Annotated in this window: 16 protein-coding genes; 1 reads left to right on the forward strand and 15 read right to left on the reverse strand. The window is 43.6% G+C overall.

The genetic code is table 11. The annotated features are described in order from the left end of the window. Positions 1 to 200: 200 nt before the first annotated feature. The 11 genes from hisA to GGD38_RS05600 form a co-directional block, all read right to left on the reverse strand. Positions 201 to 1,334 carry a 1-(5-phosphoribosyl)-5-[(5-phosphoribosylamino)methylideneamino]imidazole-4-carboxamide isomerase gene (hisA, locus tag GGD38_RS05550; protein ID WP_375299011.1) on the reverse strand — a complete coding sequence of 378 codons (1,134 nt, stop codon included), beginning with the start codon at positions 1,332 to 1,334 and terminating at the stop codon, positions 201 to 203. Position 1,335: 1 nt separating this feature from the next. Beyond that, a complete protein-coding gene (gene hisH, locus GGD38_RS05555) occupies positions 1,336 to 1,932 on the reverse strand; it encodes an imidazole glycerol phosphate synthase subunit HisH (protein WP_375299010.1) in 597 nt (198 codons plus the stop codon). Positions 1,933 to 1,943: 11 nt separating this feature from the next. Then, on the reverse strand, positions 1,944 to 2,714 hold the full coding sequence (gene trpA, locus GGD38_RS05560) for a tryptophan synthase subunit alpha (RefSeq protein WP_375299009.1): 771 nt from the start codon (positions 2,712 to 2,714) through the stop codon (positions 1,944 to 1,946). A 76-nt stretch (positions 2,715 to 2,790) separates the two neighbouring features. Further along, positions 2,791 to 4,038, reverse strand: a complete 1,248-nt coding sequence (gene trpB, locus GGD38_RS05565) for a tryptophan synthase subunit beta (protein WP_375299008.1) — start codon at positions 4,036 to 4,038, stop codon at positions 2,791 to 2,793. 11 nt (positions 4,039 to 4,049) lie between these two features. After that, positions 4,050 to 4,775 (reverse strand): hypothetical protein, encoded by a 726-nt coding sequence (locus GGD38_RS05570; RefSeq protein WP_375299007.1) that lies wholly within the window; start codon positions 4,773 to 4,775, stop codon positions 4,050 to 4,052. 21 nt (positions 4,776 to 4,796) lie between these two features. Further along, a complete protein-coding gene (locus GGD38_RS05575) occupies positions 4,797 to 5,315 on the reverse strand; it encodes a GNAT family N-acetyltransferase (RefSeq protein WP_375299006.1) in 519 nt (172 codons plus the stop codon). An 11-nt stretch (positions 5,316 to 5,326) separates the two neighbouring features. Continuing rightward, positions 5,327 to 5,965: a phosphoribosylanthranilate isomerase gene (locus GGD38_RS05580; RefSeq protein ID WP_375299005.1), complete on the reverse strand. Its 639-nt coding sequence runs from the start codon at positions 5,963 to 5,965 to the stop codon at positions 5,327 to 5,329. Between the two features lie 44 nt (positions 5,966 to 6,009). Next, the gene (gene trpC / locus GGD38_RS05585) at positions 6,010 to 6,795 is read right to left on the reverse strand and encodes an indole-3-glycerol phosphate synthase TrpC (RefSeq protein ID WP_375299004.1); all 786 of its coding nucleotides are present in this window, start codon (positions 6,793 to 6,795) and stop codon (positions 6,010 to 6,012) included. An 83-nt stretch (positions 6,796 to 6,878) separates the two neighbouring features. After that, a complete protein-coding gene (gene trpD, locus GGD38_RS05590; protein ID WP_375299003.1) occupies positions 6,879 to 7,871 on the reverse strand; it encodes an anthranilate phosphoribosyltransferase in 993 nt (330 codons plus the stop codon). Positions 7,872 to 7,911: 40 nt separating this feature from the next. Then, positions 7,912 to 8,481 (reverse strand): anthranilate synthase component II, encoded by a 570-nt coding sequence (locus GGD38_RS05595; protein ID WP_375299002.1) that lies wholly within the window; start codon positions 8,479 to 8,481, stop codon positions 7,912 to 7,914. A 33-nt stretch (positions 8,482 to 8,514) separates the two neighbouring features. Then, complete coding sequence (locus GGD38_RS05600; RefSeq protein ID WP_375299001.1) at positions 8,515 to 9,948, reverse strand: anthranilate synthase component I family protein; 1,434 nt, start codon at positions 9,946 to 9,948, stop codon at positions 8,515 to 8,517. 434 nt (positions 9,949 to 10,382) lie between these two features. Between GGD38_RS05600 and GGD38_RS05605 the strand changes: the two genes are divergently transcribed. Next, complete coding sequence (locus GGD38_RS05605; RefSeq protein ID WP_375299000.1) at positions 10,383 to 10,661, forward strand: GNAT family N-acetyltransferase; 279 nt, start codon at positions 10,383 to 10,385, stop codon at positions 10,659 to 10,661. A gap of 65 nt (positions 10,662 to 10,726) precedes the next feature. On the opposite strand, the gene GGD38_RS05610 is transcribed toward GGD38_RS05605, so the two are convergent. The 4 genes from GGD38_RS05610 to GGD38_RS05625 all read right to left on the reverse strand — a co-directional run bounded on the left by GGD38_RS05610 (position 10,727) and on the right by GGD38_RS05625 (position 15,336). Next, positions 10,727 to 11,443, reverse strand: a complete 717-nt coding sequence (locus tag GGD38_RS05610) for a pyridoxine 5'-phosphate synthase (RefSeq protein WP_375298999.1) — start codon at positions 11,441 to 11,443, stop codon at positions 10,727 to 10,729. Between the two features lie 87 nt (positions 11,444 to 11,530). Beyond that, positions 11,531 to 11,794, reverse strand: coding sequence for a hypothetical protein (locus GGD38_RS05615; RefSeq protein WP_375298998.1), 264 nt, complete (start codon positions 11,792 to 11,794; stop codon positions 11,531 to 11,533). A gap of 365 nt (positions 11,795 to 12,159) precedes the next feature. Continuing rightward, on the reverse strand, positions 12,160 to 12,426 hold the full coding sequence (locus GGD38_RS05620) for a T9SS type A sorting domain-containing protein (protein ID WP_375298997.1): 267 nt from the start codon (positions 12,424 to 12,426) through the stop codon (positions 12,160 to 12,162). Positions 12,427 to 12,849: 423 nt separating this feature from the next. After that, positions 12,850 to 15,336 (reverse strand): carboxypeptidase-like regulatory domain-containing protein, encoded by a 2,487-nt coding sequence (locus tag GGD38_RS05625; protein WP_375298996.1) that lies wholly within the window; start codon positions 15,334 to 15,336, stop codon positions 12,850 to 12,852. Positions 15,337 to 16,235: the final 899 nt, after the last annotated feature.

The raw sequence follows: 16,235 nt of genomic DNA on the forward strand, positions 1-16,235 counted from the left end.
TCTAAGGTCGGCAAAACGTGAATCGGCAATCGGCAATAAGGTCCGAAATTTAATGCCTCGCGATATCGTAAAACGGCAAACGGCAAACGTGAAATACTCATACCTCAAAACTCGCTACCAAACTCTATCACCCTGCATTTACCTGTAGCAACTCTCCTCAACATTTCAACTCCTTGTTAACTCGTCAACTTGTTAACTCGTTAACTAAACTTCTTCAATTCATCTAACGTAATTCTATTCTCATAGATCGCCTTCCCTACAATAGCGCCCGAACAACCTGCCGCCTCCAGATCATCGAGATCTTTTAACGAACTTACGCCACCGCTGGCAATGAAATTCAGTTTGGGAAAACGCCCAATGATATTCTTATACAACTCAACCGACGGACCGGCAAGCAACCCATCTTTACTTACATCGGTACAAAACACCTGTTGCACACCGTGGTCGATATACTTTTTCAGAAAGTCGTAAATAGAAATATCGGTGGTCTCGAGCCAGCCGCCTACGGTTATTTTTTCATCTTTCACATCGGCACCCAGCAGAAACTTTTCAGCGCCATACTGCAGCAACCATTTTACAAACTCAAATTCATTCTTCACGGCCAAACTGCCAATGGTAGCCAATGCAGCGCCCGATTCAAATACGATATTTACATCCTTTTCGGTTTTAATGCCACCGCCAAAATCAATCACCAGCTCAGTTTTACCGGCAATAGCTTCCAGCACTTTCCAGTTCTTTACAGCACCGGCTTTGGCGCCATCCAGGTCAACCAGGTGCAATCGCTTAAGGCCGGCATCTTCAAATTGTTTAGCCACCTCTAACGGATGCTCATTATAAATTTTCTTTTGTTCATAATCACCCTGCGTTAACCGAACGCATTTTCCATCAATAATATCAATAGCCGGAATGATTTGCATACGCTTTGATTGCAATAATTGCTTTTCCATTTTTATAAAATCCAGACCGTATTTCTGCCAGGGCATGCCTACAGCCTGCATACCAAATTTCCTGTAAATACCGGTAGCGCTTAACCGGGCATTGCACCAGATGTTCTTTTTTCCATTACGCACGGCCCAATCCATAACATGTTTTAGTAAGGAGCTTCCATACCCCTTACCCTGCCAGTTTGTTTTGGTAGCAAATTTTCTGAACTGTACCGAACCATCTTTTTCAAACACCGACACTACCGATACCAGCTCGCCATAATCATACAAGCCCAAATGCATGCCCCGGTCATCATCTTCCAGTTTTACAAAATCTATGTTCTCATGCGGGTACATTACTGTTTGCCGCATGACCCATACTTCGTTTGATGAAACAGGTTGTATAGACATGTTACAAGCTCAAAAAGTTTTTTAGTATCTGCTCTCCTGCTTTGGCACTTTTCTCGGGGTGAAACTGGGCGCCATAAAAATTACCTTTGTGTAGCGATGCGCTATAGGGCTGAATATAATCGGCAGTTCCTATTGTATGCTCACCCAATGCTGCATAATAACCATGCACAAAATAACAGAAACTGTTTTCGGGCACGTCTTTATAGAGTTCAGACTTCAGGTTGAAGATATTGTTCCAACCGATCTGAGGAACCTTAAAATCTGCGCCGGCAGAGGGAATGAATTTCTTAACATGTTCGTCGAATATGCCGAGACATGTAGTATCATTCTCTTCACTATATGCGCACATCAACTGCATCCCCAAACATATTCCAAACACCGGTTGCTTAAGGTCTTTGATCAAAGTGTCGAGCTTGTGCTCTTTCAGGTAACGCATGGCGCTGCTGGCCTCGCCTACCCCGGGAAAGATCACTTTTTTAGCGCTTTGAATTTTTTCGTAGTCATCTGTAACCAATGCATTCACTCCAATACGCTCCAGCGCATACAGTACCGACTGTATATTTCCCGCATTGTATTTTATAATTACCAGGTCCTCCATTAGTAGTTGTATCAGCTTTTAATATCGGTTATAAACTTTTTTGCAGCACCTTCCACATCGGCTGTATTTTCAAGTGCTTTAATGAACGCCGTTCCTATAATGGCGCCATTGGCGTGTTGACATGCCTGTTGAAAGGTTGGTTTATCTTTTATACCAAAGCCCACCAGTACCGGGTTCTTTAGTTGCATGCTTTTTAACCGTTGTAAATAGTTTTCAACGGCATTCATATCCTTATCTTTTCCTGTTGTGGAAGAAGAAGAAACGGCATACAGGAAACCGGTGCTTAAGCTATCGAGTTTGCGAATACGTTCTTCAGAAGTTTCCGGCGTAACCAGAAAAATAAAATCTAACCCATAGCGCTGCATAATAGGCCCGTACTCTGTTTCAAATTCATACTCCGGCAGGTCGGGTAAAATAAGTCCATCAATAGGCGCATCGGCCGCATGCTGACAAAACTTTTCAAAGCCGTATTGCAACACAGGGTTCATATACCCCATGAGAATAACAGGCACATATACCTGTTTGCGAAAATCTCTTAGTTGATCGAATAATGTAGCAATGGTCATTCCATTGGCCAGCGCTTGTGTGCTGCTGGCCTGTATAACCGGGCCATCGGCCAGCGGATCGCTATAGGGCATACCCAACTCAATCATATCAACCCCGCTATCCTGTAATGCTTTCATTACCGACACTGTGCTTTCCAGTTTCGGATAGCCGGCTGTAACGTAAACGTTAAGTATGTCGTTCTTTTTACGCTTGAAAAGATCATTAATCCTATTCATTCTAATTACTTGTTTCAAGTTACAGGTTACAGGTTTCAGGTCCCTGTAACATGGAACCTGAAACCTGTAACGGTATTTATTTTTCTTCCATCGCTTTCATATACGTAGCCATATCTTTATCACCTCTTCCACTTAAACAAACCACTACTACCGAATCTTTGGTGAATTTAGCGTTGGCAGGTACCGGCGCTTCTGACGCTTTAGGCGCAACCGGTTTCAGGAACTCGAGGCTGGCGAGCGCATGTGAACTTTCCAACGCCGGAATAATACCTTCCTGTTTTGCCAGGTTAAATGCAGCCTGTAATGCCTGTTCATCGGTAGCGCTTAAGAATGCTCCGCGTTTGCTATCGAACAAATGCGCATGCAGGGGACCAATGCCCGGGTAATCGAGCCCCGCTGAAATACTATGCGGTTCTACCACCTGTCCGTCATCGGTTTGCATTACCAGGCTTTTGCTGCCGTGTAATACACCGGGTTTGCCTAACTGGGTGGTAGCTGCGCTAAGCCCGCTGTGTACGCCATGCCCCGCGGCTTCTATTGCCACCAGTTGTACCGTTGGCTCTTCAAGAAAATGATAGAAAGCACCAGCCGCATTGCTGCCGCCACCTACACATGCCAACACATGCGTTGGTAATTCACTGCCTGTTTTTTCTTTTAACTGCCATCTGATCTCTTCACTGATAACACTTTGAAAACGCGCTACCATATCGGGGTATGGGTGTGGCCCTACCACACTGCCAATGATATAATGGGTATCAACCGGGTTATTGATCCAGTCGCGAATAGCTTCGTTGGTAGCGTCTTTCAGTGTTTTACTTCCGCTGGTAGCGGGTATCACTGTAGCGCCCAGCATTTTCATACGGGCCACATTGGGTGCCTGACGCTCTATATCCTTCTCGCCCATATATACAATACACTCCACACCTTTAAGCGCACATACGGTAGCGGTAGCCACGCCGTGTTGACCGGCACCTGTTTCTGCAATAATACGTTTCTTACCCAGGCGCTCTGCCAGCAGGATCTGACCAATAGTGTTGTTCACTTTATGCGCACCGGTATGGCACAGGTCTTCACGTTTCAGGTAAATGGTAGTGCCGTATTGCTTGCTGAGCCGTTGTGCCAAATACAATGGTGTAGGCCGGCCGGCATAATCGTGCAACAGGTTCCTGAACTCTTTTTGAAAACCAGGATCGTAAATAATGTCGAGGTATTTTGATTTAAGTTCTTCAACATTGCGGTGCAACATTTCGGGAATGAATGCGCCACCGAACTTTCCATAATAGCCCTGTGCATTGGGCTGCTGATATGTTGTTGTTGTCGTCATTTTTAAACTATTTAACTGCTTACGCCCTGTTCAACGCTACTGTGCTTTTCCATGGCATTTAGCAATGCTGTTACAATGGGATGCGGTTTTTCAAAGCTTGAATTCACCTGGGGAACAAACAGTGTTCCAATAAAGAAAGGATGACCTTTTAATTCAACGATCCGGGCTTCTTTATGTTTATCACTGGCCACCATGTTAAAACCCGCCTGGTGAATTTGTTGCTGGTACTCGGGGTTCAACCCAAAATTGCAATAATAATTCTCGGTGAAGGTGCTGGTATTGAAAATGGAATATACCAGCGAGTCCTTTTGTATTATTTCAATTTCGAGCGCCTGCCCTTTCAATGAACAGGTTAGCGGATTTATTACCAGCTTTGATGCGTACGGATTTGTTTCCGCATGCTCCGCATCCGTTATATTGAGCACGTTCCGCGCAAATTCAATGATCATGTGCTGAAACCCACCACAGGTACCCAACGTAGGTATTTGATGTGTACGTGCGTATTCTATTATTTTCAGCACACCGGTCATGCTTTTGTACGGACTGCCCGGTGCTATTAAAAATCCGTTATAAGAACTTATGATGGTCTCAAACTCTGGTCCAATTATCTCTGTTGCTACCCATTCGTATTGAAATGGTTTGGCAAACTGTTTGGTTGCATGATCCAATGCTTCGTTGTTGGCTATGTGTGTTGGATTCGAAGCGTCAAAATCACCCATGATCCCTAATTTTATCATAGTATGAGGTTTTTATCTTCTTTAACCATCAACCGGTTGCTCTGGTGTTTTTAGCAACAACTGCATAAACGTAAGATCGAGCCAGCGGCCAAACTTAAAACCAACCTGTTTAAAGGTGCCTGTTTCGGTAAAACCAAAATGCCTGTGCAGATTAATGCTTACTTCGTTGGTAGCATCAATACCGGCAATAATAGCATGCAGGTCCAACTGTTTAGCAGCTTCTATTAATGGTTCCAATAATTTCTTGCCAATACCTTTTCCGCGTTGATCAGCTGCTACATATATTGAGTTCTCTACAGAATACTTATACGCTGCCCAGGCACGCCACGGACCAATGGAACTAAACCCCACTACTCTGCCATTGTCTTCTGCCACAAATACCGGATAGCCCTGTGCTTCTTTTATGCGAAACCATTGTTTACGCATTTCGAGGGTATGCGGTTCGTAATCATACACCGCCGTGGTGTTCATGATAGCGTCGTTGTAAATTTCCAGAATGGTCTCCAGGTCGGTTTCAAGGGCGATGCGTACATTGATCATAGTATAAATGTTTAATACCGGCTGTTCAATTGGGTTACAAACTCTTTTACTTTTGCCATATCCTTAACGCCGGGGCTTACTTCAAACTTACTATTGATGTCGACCGAGAACAATGCTTTACCTATTGGCAGTTTTTCAAACTCTTTCAGTTGTTCTTCATCACCGGGTTCAATACCGCCGCTGAGGAAAAAGGGTTTGCCAATGCTTGCATCTTTCAGCATGTTCCAGTTGAACTTTTTGCCTGTTCCGCCATAACCGGCGCCCATAGTATCGAACATAAACATATCACACACATCCATATAGGGCCGTACCATCCACTCAATATTATCGTTCTCACTAATACGGAAGGCTTTTACTACCGATACATAGTCGGCGATCTTTTCACAATACTTAGGGGTTTCATCGCCATGTAACTGAACCATGTGCAGGCGGCACTCATCAACCATATGTAATACTTCTTCAATAGAAGCATTTACAAACACACCCACCTTATTAATATTGTTGATCTTCCTGATGTGGCTGGTGGTGAGCCCTTTGAAAACGTAGCGCGGACTTTTTGGATAGAAAATAAATCCGGCAAATGTAACGCCCATGGTGCTTAGTTCTTCAACCTGTTCGGGCAGTGTCATACCGCAAACTTTTACTCGCATAGCGTAGTCAGATTTTAAGTGTTAGTGGCCATGCAATCGCTATATTACTTTGCTTCCAGTTGCGCTATGAATTTATGAAAAGCCTCGGCTGGTTTGGCTTCTTTCATAAAATTTTCCCCGATGAGGAACCCACGAAAATCATGTTCTTTAAAAAGCCTGATGTTGGCAACAGAACTGATGCCACTCTCAGCAATTTTAATTTTACCGGCGGGTATCTTTTCTGCCATTCGCAGGCTCCGGTCAATGTCTACCTCAAATGTTTTTAGGTTACGGTTGTTGATGCCTACCAGTTTTGTTTCATCACAAATATGTTCCAGTTCTTCTTCGGCATGCAGTTCCAACAATACCTCCAGTTGTAAAGAAGCGGCAAACGAGGCCAGTCGTTTTACCTCGGCCGGGGTTAAACAGGCTGCGATCAGTAAGATCACATCGGCCCCCATGGCCCTGGCTTCAACGATCTGGTATTCATCTATCATAAAGTCCTTGCGCAGAATAGGTATCTGGTTTACCCTTGCCTTGATCAGATCAGCCGTGCTGCCGCCGAAGAATTGTTCGTCGGTTAGCACAGATAAACCAGATGCGCCAAACTTTGCATAAGCTGAAGTAACTTCTACTACATCGGCAGCGCCGTTGATAATGCCTTTTGAAGGCGATTTTCTTTTGAACTCTGCAATAATACCGGTCTTTGTATCATCGAGCAGGAATTGCGCCAGCGACAATACCGGCCGGTTAAAGAAAGGCTGTTTTTCAAGCTCGCTTACCGGCGTTTGCTTTTTGCGTTCTGCAACTTCTGTTCTTTTATGCTCAATTATTTCGTCTAGTATGTTCATTCTTAATTTGATCGTTATGTTTGTTATCGGTTGCCGGTAATCTATCAACTTTTCAACTCCTAGTCAACTAGTTAACTCGTCAACTACTGCAAAGCTATCAGCTTTGCCAACACCTCATTCGCCTTCCCACTCTCCAAACTATCAACAGCCTTGGCATATGCATCGTCATAAGTTTTGAAATTACCCGTGCAATGCAGGGCCATGGCTGCATTGGCCAGTACTACTGCATTTTGCGCCCAGGTACCTTCGCCTTTTAATATTTTGGTGAAGATCTTAGCGGCTTCTTCAACGGTATTGCCGCCATAAATATCGGCAGGGTTTACCATACGTTTACCTAACTGCACGGGTGTCATTATTCTTTCACCGTTATTGGTGATCACCTTGGTATCGTTGGTCAATGAAATTTCATCGTACCCATCGAGACTGTGAATTATGGTAAAAGCCTTATCACTTAGTTGTAACAGGTAGTTGTATACGCGCGCCATTTCAAGGTTATATACACCTATCAGTTGATACGGCGGAAAAGCCGGGTTAACCATGGGACCGAGCATATTAAAGAACGTGCGCATACCCAGGTTCTTCCTGATAGCGCCTACCGTTTTTAATGCCGGATGAAACAATGGCGCATGTAAGAAACAGATGTTGGCCTCATCTACTTCCTTCTTCAACCTGTTTTGGTCGTTCTTGAATTTATACCCCAACTGTTCCATTACGTTTGATGCGCCGCTGATAGATGAAGCACCATAGTTACCATGTTTGGCCACTTTTTGACCGGTACCGGCCACTATAAAACAGCTTAGGGTAGAAATATTGAATGTATTCTTTCCATCGCCACCAGTGCCTACGATATCAATTACAGGAAAACCGTTCAGGTCAACTTTAACACACAGTTCGAGCAAGGCATCCTGAAACCCTTGCAGCTCCTCAATAGTTACACTGCGCATGAGGTAAACAGTCATAAAGGCCGTTACTTCATGTTCGTTATATACACCTTTACCAATGTTCATTAAAACATCCTTGGCCTGCTCGCGGCTAAGGGTTTTATGTTCGAAAAGGTATTGTAATATTTTTTTCATATTGTTATGAATGATAGATCCTTAATACTATTGCAATCAACTACTGTTTTAACCAGTTGCGAAGAATTTCTTCACCCCTGGGTGTAAGCACACTCTCAGGATGGAACTGCACCCCCTGTATATCATACTTCTTATGATGTAATGCCATAATGAAATTATTGGCATCGCGGGCGGTTATCTCCAACTCTTTGGGAAAACCTTCTTCACTTACCACCCAACTATGATAACGGCCTACTTCAAATTCATCGGGCAGTCCATTAAAAAGTGGTTTATCGCGATTGATCACCTGCACCGGCGTTGCCACACCATGGTATACAGTGCTAAGGTTAACCAGCTTTCCGCCAAATGCTTCACCAATAGCCTGGTGCCCTAAACAAACACCCAGTATTGATTTGGTAGCGGCATATTCTTTTATCAGCGGCAGTAACAAACCTGCTTCTTCGGGAATGCCGGGACCGGGTGATAAAATGATCTTATCGTAATCCTTTACTTTTTCAAGCGGTATTTGGTCGTTGCGATGAACTTCCACTTTTTGATGCAATATCTTTTCAACCAGGTGTACCAGGTTGTAGGTAAAAGAGTCGTAGTTATCGAAAACAAGAATTTTCATGTTCAGTAATGTTATGGGAGAGCCTGGGTACAATTAAATTATTTCCTGGGCAAACACAATGGCTTTTTTCAATGCGCCCAGTTTGTTATTTACTTCCTGTAATTCGCTTTCGGGTTTGCTGGCAGCTACCACACCGGCGCCGGCCTGATAAATGAGTTTATTTTGCCTGCTCATAAACGTGCGGATCATAATAGCCTGATTGCACTGTCCGTCGAAACCCATAAACCCAATGGCACCACCATAATAACTTCTGGCAGTTGGTTCAAAAGCATCGATCAGTTCCATGGCCTTGAATTTAGGCGCGCCACTTAAAGTACCAGCGGGGAAAGTCTTTGCTACCAATGCAAACGGATTGCTGCCGGCACGTACTTTACCACTCACTTCACTTACCAGGTGTATTACATGCGAATAATATTGTACTTCGCGATAGTGATCAACCTTTACATCATCACACAAACGGCTGAGGTCGTTGCGTGCAAGATCAACCAGCATTACATGCTCGGCATTTTCTTTAGCATCGAGCAACAGGCGCTCTGCTTCGCGCTGATCGGTTTCATCGTCACCAGTTCGTTTAAAGGTACCCGCTATAGGGTGCACTACGGCCTTACCGTTCTTCATGATCAACTGCGCTTCGGGTGAAGAACCCATCAGCTTATAATCACCATAATCAAAGAAGAACAGATAAGGCGAAGGATTTATGCTGCGCAGGGCGCGGTATACGGCAAATTCATCGCCGGTAAAGCCCTGCTCAAAACAACGGCTCAGTACTATCTGAAACACATCGCCACGCATACAGCTTTGAATACCTTTCTTCACCATGTCCATATAGTCGGTATCGGTCATGTTCGATGCCTCGGGTCCTTTTGTTTTAAAAGGATACACCGGTACATCTTTACTGCGAATAAGCGACTCCACTACTGCCAGCTCGCTTTCAACACCGGGCATCACGTTTTCGCAAATGAACAGTTCGTCTTTATGATGATTGATGGCAATTACATATTGGTACAGGCGATACCGCATAAGAGGAATAACGGGTTGGCCGTTGGGCGATTTGCGTTCAACACCCAGTTTTACGGTATCGAAGAATTGAACGGCATCGTATGTAGTGTAGCCGTATAAACCTTGTGCAAACCTGGTTTCCTTACCACTACCGCTTTGCGGGATAACTTCAAAGCGCTGCATAAATTCCCACATTTTTTCGGGTACTTCGGCGCTGTTGGTGATGGCGGCTTTTTCGGGAGGAAGACCGGGGAGTTTAAATTCGATGCTTTTGGCGGAAGTGATCTCAATACCGGCGATGGCATTGATGCAAATAAAAGAGTAACTGTTGTCGGCGGCATGGTGATCGGTACTTTCGAGGAGCACCGTATCGCGAAAACGATCGCGCACCCGGAGGTAAATGCCTACCGGCGTGAACACATCAGCCAGCAGCTTTTTACAATTGGTAGTAATATTTATCTTTTTCATTGAGCATAGCCCTTAAAATAATTCAAAAAAAAAGCCCCGATGTTAATCGGGGCTCTGAATATGGTGTTTAATAAAACATCAATAGCAGCTTACAAGCCCCTTTTAGAGTTTGTATGCCACCACCAACCTTTATTTTGTAATTGTTTTTTCATTTTTACAAAAGTGCTGTGCAAAAATGAATTGACCAAATTTTTTTCGATTTCATTAAAGGAATTCAATTTCTTCTAATGATTAGCCTACTATTTAAATAAAAATAACGAATTTTAGCCCTATATTTCCGTTGGGCTGAAAGAAGCCAACAAACCCATATTACCCCTGGACCACTTGCCACTAATTTGAGATTTCGAGATTTAGGGATTTCGAGATTTATCGTAAGGCCTGCATCAAAAGAAATCGCAAAATCACTAAATCACAAGATCAGCAATTGATTTATTATGGTAATACAACACAAACAATTACAAGGGAAAGGTATGTTCTATGTTGGGCAGGATGGCGCCATCCTCGCCGAAATGGTATACACTATGGCCCCTAACAAAATGATCATTGAACATACTGAAGTAGATGAATCACTGGAAGGAAAAGGCGTAGGTAAACAACTGGTGCATACCGCGGTTGAATATGCCCGCACCCACAATATTAAAATAGTACCGCTGTGCCCCTTTGCAAAATCGGTGTTAGATAAGATGACGGAGTGGCAGGATGTACTGGCCTAACGGAGTTGACAAGTTAACAAGTTGACGAGTTAACAAGGTAATTGTTAACCCGTCAATTTTACAAATTATTTCAGCTGCCTTTTATATAACTGAATAGCATTTTCATACCCCAGGTATAATGCATCGCTTATTAATGCATGGCCAATAGAAACCTCCAACAAGCCAGGAATGTTTTGTGAAAAATAAGCCAGGTTGTTAAGGTCAAGGTCGTGGCCGGCATTGATGCCCAGCTTTAACTCATTGGCCCTTTTAGCAGCCGCCACATAACCGGCAATGGCTTTTTCTTTATTGTTCGCATATTCGCGGGCGTAGCCTTCAGTATACAGTTCAATACGGTCGGTACCGGTTTCCGCAGCGCCATTCACCATACCAATAACCGGATCAACAAAGATCGATACCCTGATGCCTGCTTTCTGAAACACCTGTATCATTTCCTTTAGGTAATCGCGATGTTTAATGGTATCCCAGCCATGGTCACTTGTAAGCTGTCCCCCGGCATCGGGCACCAGCGTTACCTGGTGAGGTTTGTTTTCCAGTACCAGGTCAACAAACTTTTGCTCACTGCAATTACCTTCTATATTAAATTCTGTGGTGATGATCTTTTTTATTTCCCGTACATCGTTATAACGAATGTGCCGCTCATCGGGCCGCGGATGCACAGTTACACCATCGGCACCAAACCGCTGGGCATCGATGGCTGCTTTTACTACATCGGGATTATTTCCACCGCGACTATTACGCAATGTGGCAAATTTGTTGATGTTTACACTCAGCTTAGTCATGCTCAAAATTAAGCTATTAACTAAAAACAAAAAAAGAGCTGTTATAACAACAGCTCCTCGTTGGGGTTAGGGGTTCTCTATAAGTTTCTAGCTTTTTGAAATATGTGTACTGTATAAAATATCGCCTTCCAGATCTACTATGTCGAGCGAATAAACACCGGTAGGTAAAAACTCTACTTCGCTTATATTGGTTATGTTAATTCCTTTTACCAAAAACCAACTGAACATTTTTACGATCTTATCATCTTCATCGAACATCCGTACTATAACATGTTTGCCTTGCGCGCACGTTACATCGAGCGTTATAGAAGAGAAGAAAGGGTTTGGTCGCACAACAACTTTAGGGATCATAATTTCTGAATTTGGGGCATCTGAAGGACCTTGATTCTCATTTTTCGCAGTCGTGTCGATCTGCAAAATCCTGCTCAGCTTTTGCCGCATTGATAAAGCGTTTTTCTCCGCCTTGTGTTTTTCTGAATTATGATTATGGCTTAATGGTATCACAAATAATGGTTTAATAAAGATTTGCGAATGGGATGCCATATTTTAATCTGCTCATAATCAGTCCTATATCCTGCCATATTATTTATTCCTGTCTCAGTTTGGGATAAAACTTTATTAATTTGGGAAAGCCGGGCGCTTATTCGGGCGCATTTATACATATTTCCATTTTTCTAATTTATGCAAATCTGTATCTGCAGCCGGGTGGTTATCTCTTACTTTACCACCTTAGTACTGCACATTATCTTTCCTTCTTCATCCATTACATCGAGCATATACATACCGGTACCCAGCTTGTTCAGGTTATTGATGTTACTTATGTTTATGCCCTTCTTCAACTTCCACAAAAAAAGGCTAATGATCTTGCCGGTAGTATCGGCCATACGTACTACGCCAGGTTGATCTTCAGAAGCAGTTATCTCCAGGGTAAGAGATGCAATAAAAGGGTTGGGTCGGGTTGTTATCACGTTTACAGCCATCATACGCTTATAAATTAGGGGGTTAAAGGGTTTTGCTACTTATCCAGTTGTCTGGTTACGGTAAGTATTCGATTAAAATGCCAAAAAGCAAACGGCTGACAAACAACCAATTACAAAATCGTGTTTAAACGCTTCATTCCATTTTTTGGAATAGAGGTGAGAGAATGGGAAAACTAGCTGGTTATAGACAAGGCTTACTCAGTAACCTAACATTCTGGTCTTATCTTATATTCATTTATCATTCATTTACCATTCATCCTCCATTCATCTTCCATTATATAATGGAGGATGAATGGTAAAAGATTGAAAGTAGAACGGTTATAAAATATAAGAAAAGACATAGTAAACACGAGGCATACAGGTAAAAAAGAAGGCCATCTGCCAACCGGCAAATGACCTTCTTTAATATATATTATCCTCTGGCCCCTAAAACCTGGCCACCAGCTTCAAATTCAGTAAACGGGGTGTAAGCCGGTTGGGCATGGCAAAGATGGTGTTTGAAAAATCTTTGATGAGCATGTAGCTAATGGTATTATCCCTGTCAATAAGGTTGAACACCTCCAGCGTAGCCCAAATGTTCTCAAAATTGCGGAAGGGGCTATGGCTGCGGCGGTTGGCTTTTTCACTGTCGAGCAACAGGGCGCTAAAGCCAATATCGATCCTTATGTACGGATCAATGATCAATGCATTGCGGTATTTTACACTATTGGGAATATTATAAGGTAAATTGCTTCCGTACAGGAAGTTGAGGTATACCTTAAAGTTCTTGTTGGTACTGAGGTAATCCTGCAAAAACATACCAAATGTAACCAACCGGTCACTTGGGCGGCGGATATAACCCATCTCTTTCTGTGTACTGTCGGTTACATTTCCCTTATCATCTACAGTATAGTCGTAATATTTATCGCCTTTCAGGTCCTCACGCGTACGCATAAAACCCAAACTGATCCAGCTTTCTGCATCTTTTATGAGCTCGCCAAACAGGCGGGTCTCAAAACCGGCAGCGTAGGCCCTGGCCTGGTTCTCACCAAAATAACGCAGCCGCACATTGTCGATGTCATAAGGCACTACATCCCACATGTTCTTATAGTACGCTTCGGTTGTTAACCTGAACGGACGGTTGCCCGAACGGAAATTATAATCGAACCCGGCCGATACCTGCCAGCTCTTTTGTGCCTTCAGATCTTTATTCACCGAACCATTGTAGCGGCGCAGCTCGCGATAAAAAGGTGGCTGGTTATAAATACCTGCCGCACCACGGAAAATAACATCCCTTTTCCAGTGTGCCGGCTTCCAACTAAACCCAACGCGCGGCGATATCAACAGCTCATTATTAAGATCGTTGTAATTGTAGCGTGCACCGGCCTGCATTATTACACCACTTGAATCGCCACCCACGTTTATATTGTCCTGAATATAACCGGTAACACGGGATATGGTCAAATTGGCCTTTGAATTAAGCACCTTATTTAAAATAAAGTTACCCGGGTCGTAAGGCAGGCTATATCCTGCCGAATCCTGGTACTCCCACTCATGCAGCTTATCGCTGATGGTTTGGCGTTCGGCGCTTTGTCCCCATTGCAGGTAATGTTTTCCCAAATCGAGCATACCCTTATGCGAAGCATTCCAAACCTCAATATTGAGTTTGTTTCGTGCATAGGTTTGGTAAAGGCCCGACCCAAGCGGGTTATTGATGAGGCCGAAATCGGCTTTTGATTTATCAAATTCGCGTTCGCCAAAAAGATAGGCGCCGGTAATATCAATGCCTTCCCGCTCATCGTTCTCAAAACGGCTCAGCATCCATTTCAAGCGCAGGTTCTTTTTTGGCGACTGTATAAACGACAAGCCCAGCATGTTGGTGCGGTAGCGGTCTTCTTCCCGGCCCTGGAAATAAATATCCAGCCCCAGGTTGGCGCTGAAATAAGGCGAGAATACTGATGAGGTGAGCTGACTGAACTCTGGTATCAGTGTAAACTTGGTTTGGGAAATATTACCCAACAGCTCGATGCTGTTTTTGGCGTTTATCTGGTAAGTGAGCAATCCCTGCAGGTCCCACGATGAGGGCACATAATTACCCTGTGTTTCCTGGCTTTTCAACAGGTTGCGGTTACTACGGTTACGAACCCCTACCAGGTAACTGAACTTGTTGTTCTTGGTAATGCCTTCGAGGTGCAGGCCCTGTTCAAGCAGCCCCACATAGGCCGAGCCACCAAAATTGCGGGGCTTCTTATATTGAATATCGAGTACCGACGACATTTTATCGCCATACTTTGCCTGAAAGCCGCCATTATAAAAACTTACATTTCGTGCCAGTTCGGGATTAATAAAACTTAGCCCTTCCTGCTGGCCGCTGCGCACCAGGTACGGGCGAAACACTTCAAAATCGTTTACATATATCAGGTTCTCGTCATAGTTACCACCGCGTACCGAATACTGCGAGGTAAGCTCGTTGTTAGAACCAACAAATACTTTTATCAGGCTTTCAATTCCACCAGTGGGCGAAGGAATATTGATGGCGTTCTTAGGATTGATGACCACAAGACCGGCTTCGCGCCGTTGGCGCTGGTCGGTAATAACAACGGGTTCCAGCTCGCGGGTGCCACGTTCGAGGCGTACCACTACATTTTCTTCTTCATTTTCGTTCAGCAGGAAATTGCGTTGCTCGGTTTTAAACCCGGTATAGCTGAATACGATGGCGAAGGCCTTATCGGCCGGAACACGGAGGCGAAAGGTGCCGGAATCGGAGGTGGTAACGCCTTTTAGCCGTCCCAATATAACTACCGATACATTTCCTAATGGTTGCTCATTTTCGCCAACCACCCGGCCCATGACCCAGGCCGACTTTTTTTGTGCAACCACCTCACTGGAAAAACAAACTGCAAAGAATACCAGTAAAAAAGGGACAAATTTCACCCGGGTAAGTTTTAGTGCCGTCGAAATTAGTTGAAAATGGTGATAGTTCATAGTACTTAGTTCATAGTTCACAGGTTTCTTAGGGTCACCTGTTTAAAGTTATAGTTCCTTGTTCATAGGTTAAAAGTTATTCAGTTGTTCAGTTATTCAGTTTCATTGGGCTTCGCTACGCTCGCCGTTGTATTTCCTCTATCGCCTTCATCAACTATATCACCTTTTCAACCCCTAGTCCTGTTAACTTTTCAACTGCTTTTCAACTTCACCATTGAACATTCAATATTCAACATTCATTATTCCTGTATTTACTTTTTCATTTCTCTGTTCCTAATTCTTCATTCCTCACTTCAAATGTGTAACGTACACTAACACTTGTAGCACCCAATAAGTGCTTCTTTGTACCCATGCCATTCCCGTTGCCTATTATTGGAAAATGATTCCCTGCGGTGGACATTGGCACTTATTGGCACAGCTTTAAACAACTGATTATTAACAACTTATTTTTTGGCATTTGGTTGGAAAATACTATAACAACAACGCGATCAGCGAAACAGTGAAAAAGAGCAGGAAACAGGAACATAAAGCGCGACAATGGAGAATGATGCTGATTGCTTCCGCCAAAGGGCAAACAAGCCCGCTGAAGTGGGACCGATAAAATCGGAACAGGCCGTGGGGGCCGGGGGATTCCTTACTTCTATTAAAATTACTTTACAATATTTACTTGGAAGGCGTGTTTTAAACAGGGGCTGATTTTCTAATCGGCCCATTTTTTTTATACTAAATTGTATCCTTCTAGCTTCAAACCCGGTGTAAATATTATATTCGTGTCATATAACAACTCAACCCCCATTCACCCATTCCCGAAGATCAAGGTTTTTGTGTCTATTCCTAATACCATTCAC

The organism is Niastella sp. OAS944, assembly GCA_024809215.1.
Classification (GTDB): Bacteria; Bacteroidota; Bacteroidia; order Chitinophagales; family Chitinophagaceae; genus Niastella.

Excerpts from the sequence above, each read along its gene's own strand:
- GGD38_RS05610 (WP_375298999.1), bottom strand. The coding sequence starts at position 11,443 with ATGACTAAGCTGAGTGTAAACATCAACAAATTTGCCACATTGCGTAAT.
- GGD38_RS05595 (WP_375299002.1), bottom strand. The coding sequence starts at position 8,481 with ATGAAAATTCTTGTTTTCGATAACTACGACTCTTTTACCTACAACCTG.
- GGD38_RS05570 (WP_375299007.1), bottom strand. The coding sequence starts at position 4,775 with ATGATAAAATTAGGGATCATGGGTGATTTTGACGCTTCGAATCCAACA.
- GGD38_RS05620 (WP_375298997.1), bottom strand. The coding sequence starts at position 12,426 with ATGATGGCTGTAAACGTGATAACAACCCGACCCAACCCTTTTATTGCA.
- hisA (WP_375299011.1), bottom strand. The coding sequence starts at position 1,334 with ATGTCTATACAACCTGTTTCATCAAACGAAGTATGGGTCATGCGGCAA.
- GGD38_RS05615 (WP_375298998.1), bottom strand. The coding sequence starts at position 11,794 with ATGATCCCTAAAGTTGTTGTGCGACCAAACCCTTTCTTCTCTTCTATA.
- trpB (WP_375299008.1), bottom strand. The coding sequence starts at position 4,038 with ATGACGACAACAACAACATATCAGCAGCCCAATGCACAGGGCTATTAT.
- GGD38_RS05580 (WP_375299005.1), bottom strand. The coding sequence starts at position 5,965 with ATGCGAGTAAAAGTTTGCGGTATGACACTGCCCGAACAGGTTGAAGAA.
- trpD (WP_375299003.1), bottom strand. The coding sequence starts at position 7,871 with ATGAAAAAAATATTACAATACCTTTTCGAACATAAAACCCTTAGCCGC.
- GGD38_RS05605 (WP_375299000.1), top strand. The coding sequence starts at position 10,383 with ATGGTAATACAACACAAACAATTACAAGGGAAAGGTATGTTCTATGTT.
- trpA (WP_375299009.1), bottom strand. The coding sequence starts at position 2,714 with ATGAATAGGATTAATGATCTTTTCAAGCGTAAAAAGAACGACATACTT.
- hisH (WP_375299010.1), bottom strand. The coding sequence starts at position 1,932 with ATGGAGGACCTGGTAATTATAAAATACAATGCGGGAAATATACAGTCG.
- GGD38_RS05575 (WP_375299006.1), bottom strand. The coding sequence starts at position 5,315 with ATGATCAATGTACGCATCGCCCTTGAAACCGACCTGGAGACCATTCTG.
- GGD38_RS05600 (WP_375299001.1), bottom strand. The coding sequence starts at position 9,948 with ATGAAAAAGATAAATATTACTACCAATTGTAAAAAGCTGCTGGCTGAT.
- trpC (WP_375299004.1), bottom strand. The coding sequence starts at position 6,795 with ATGAACATACTAGACGAAATAATTGAGCATAAAAGAACAGAAGTTGCA.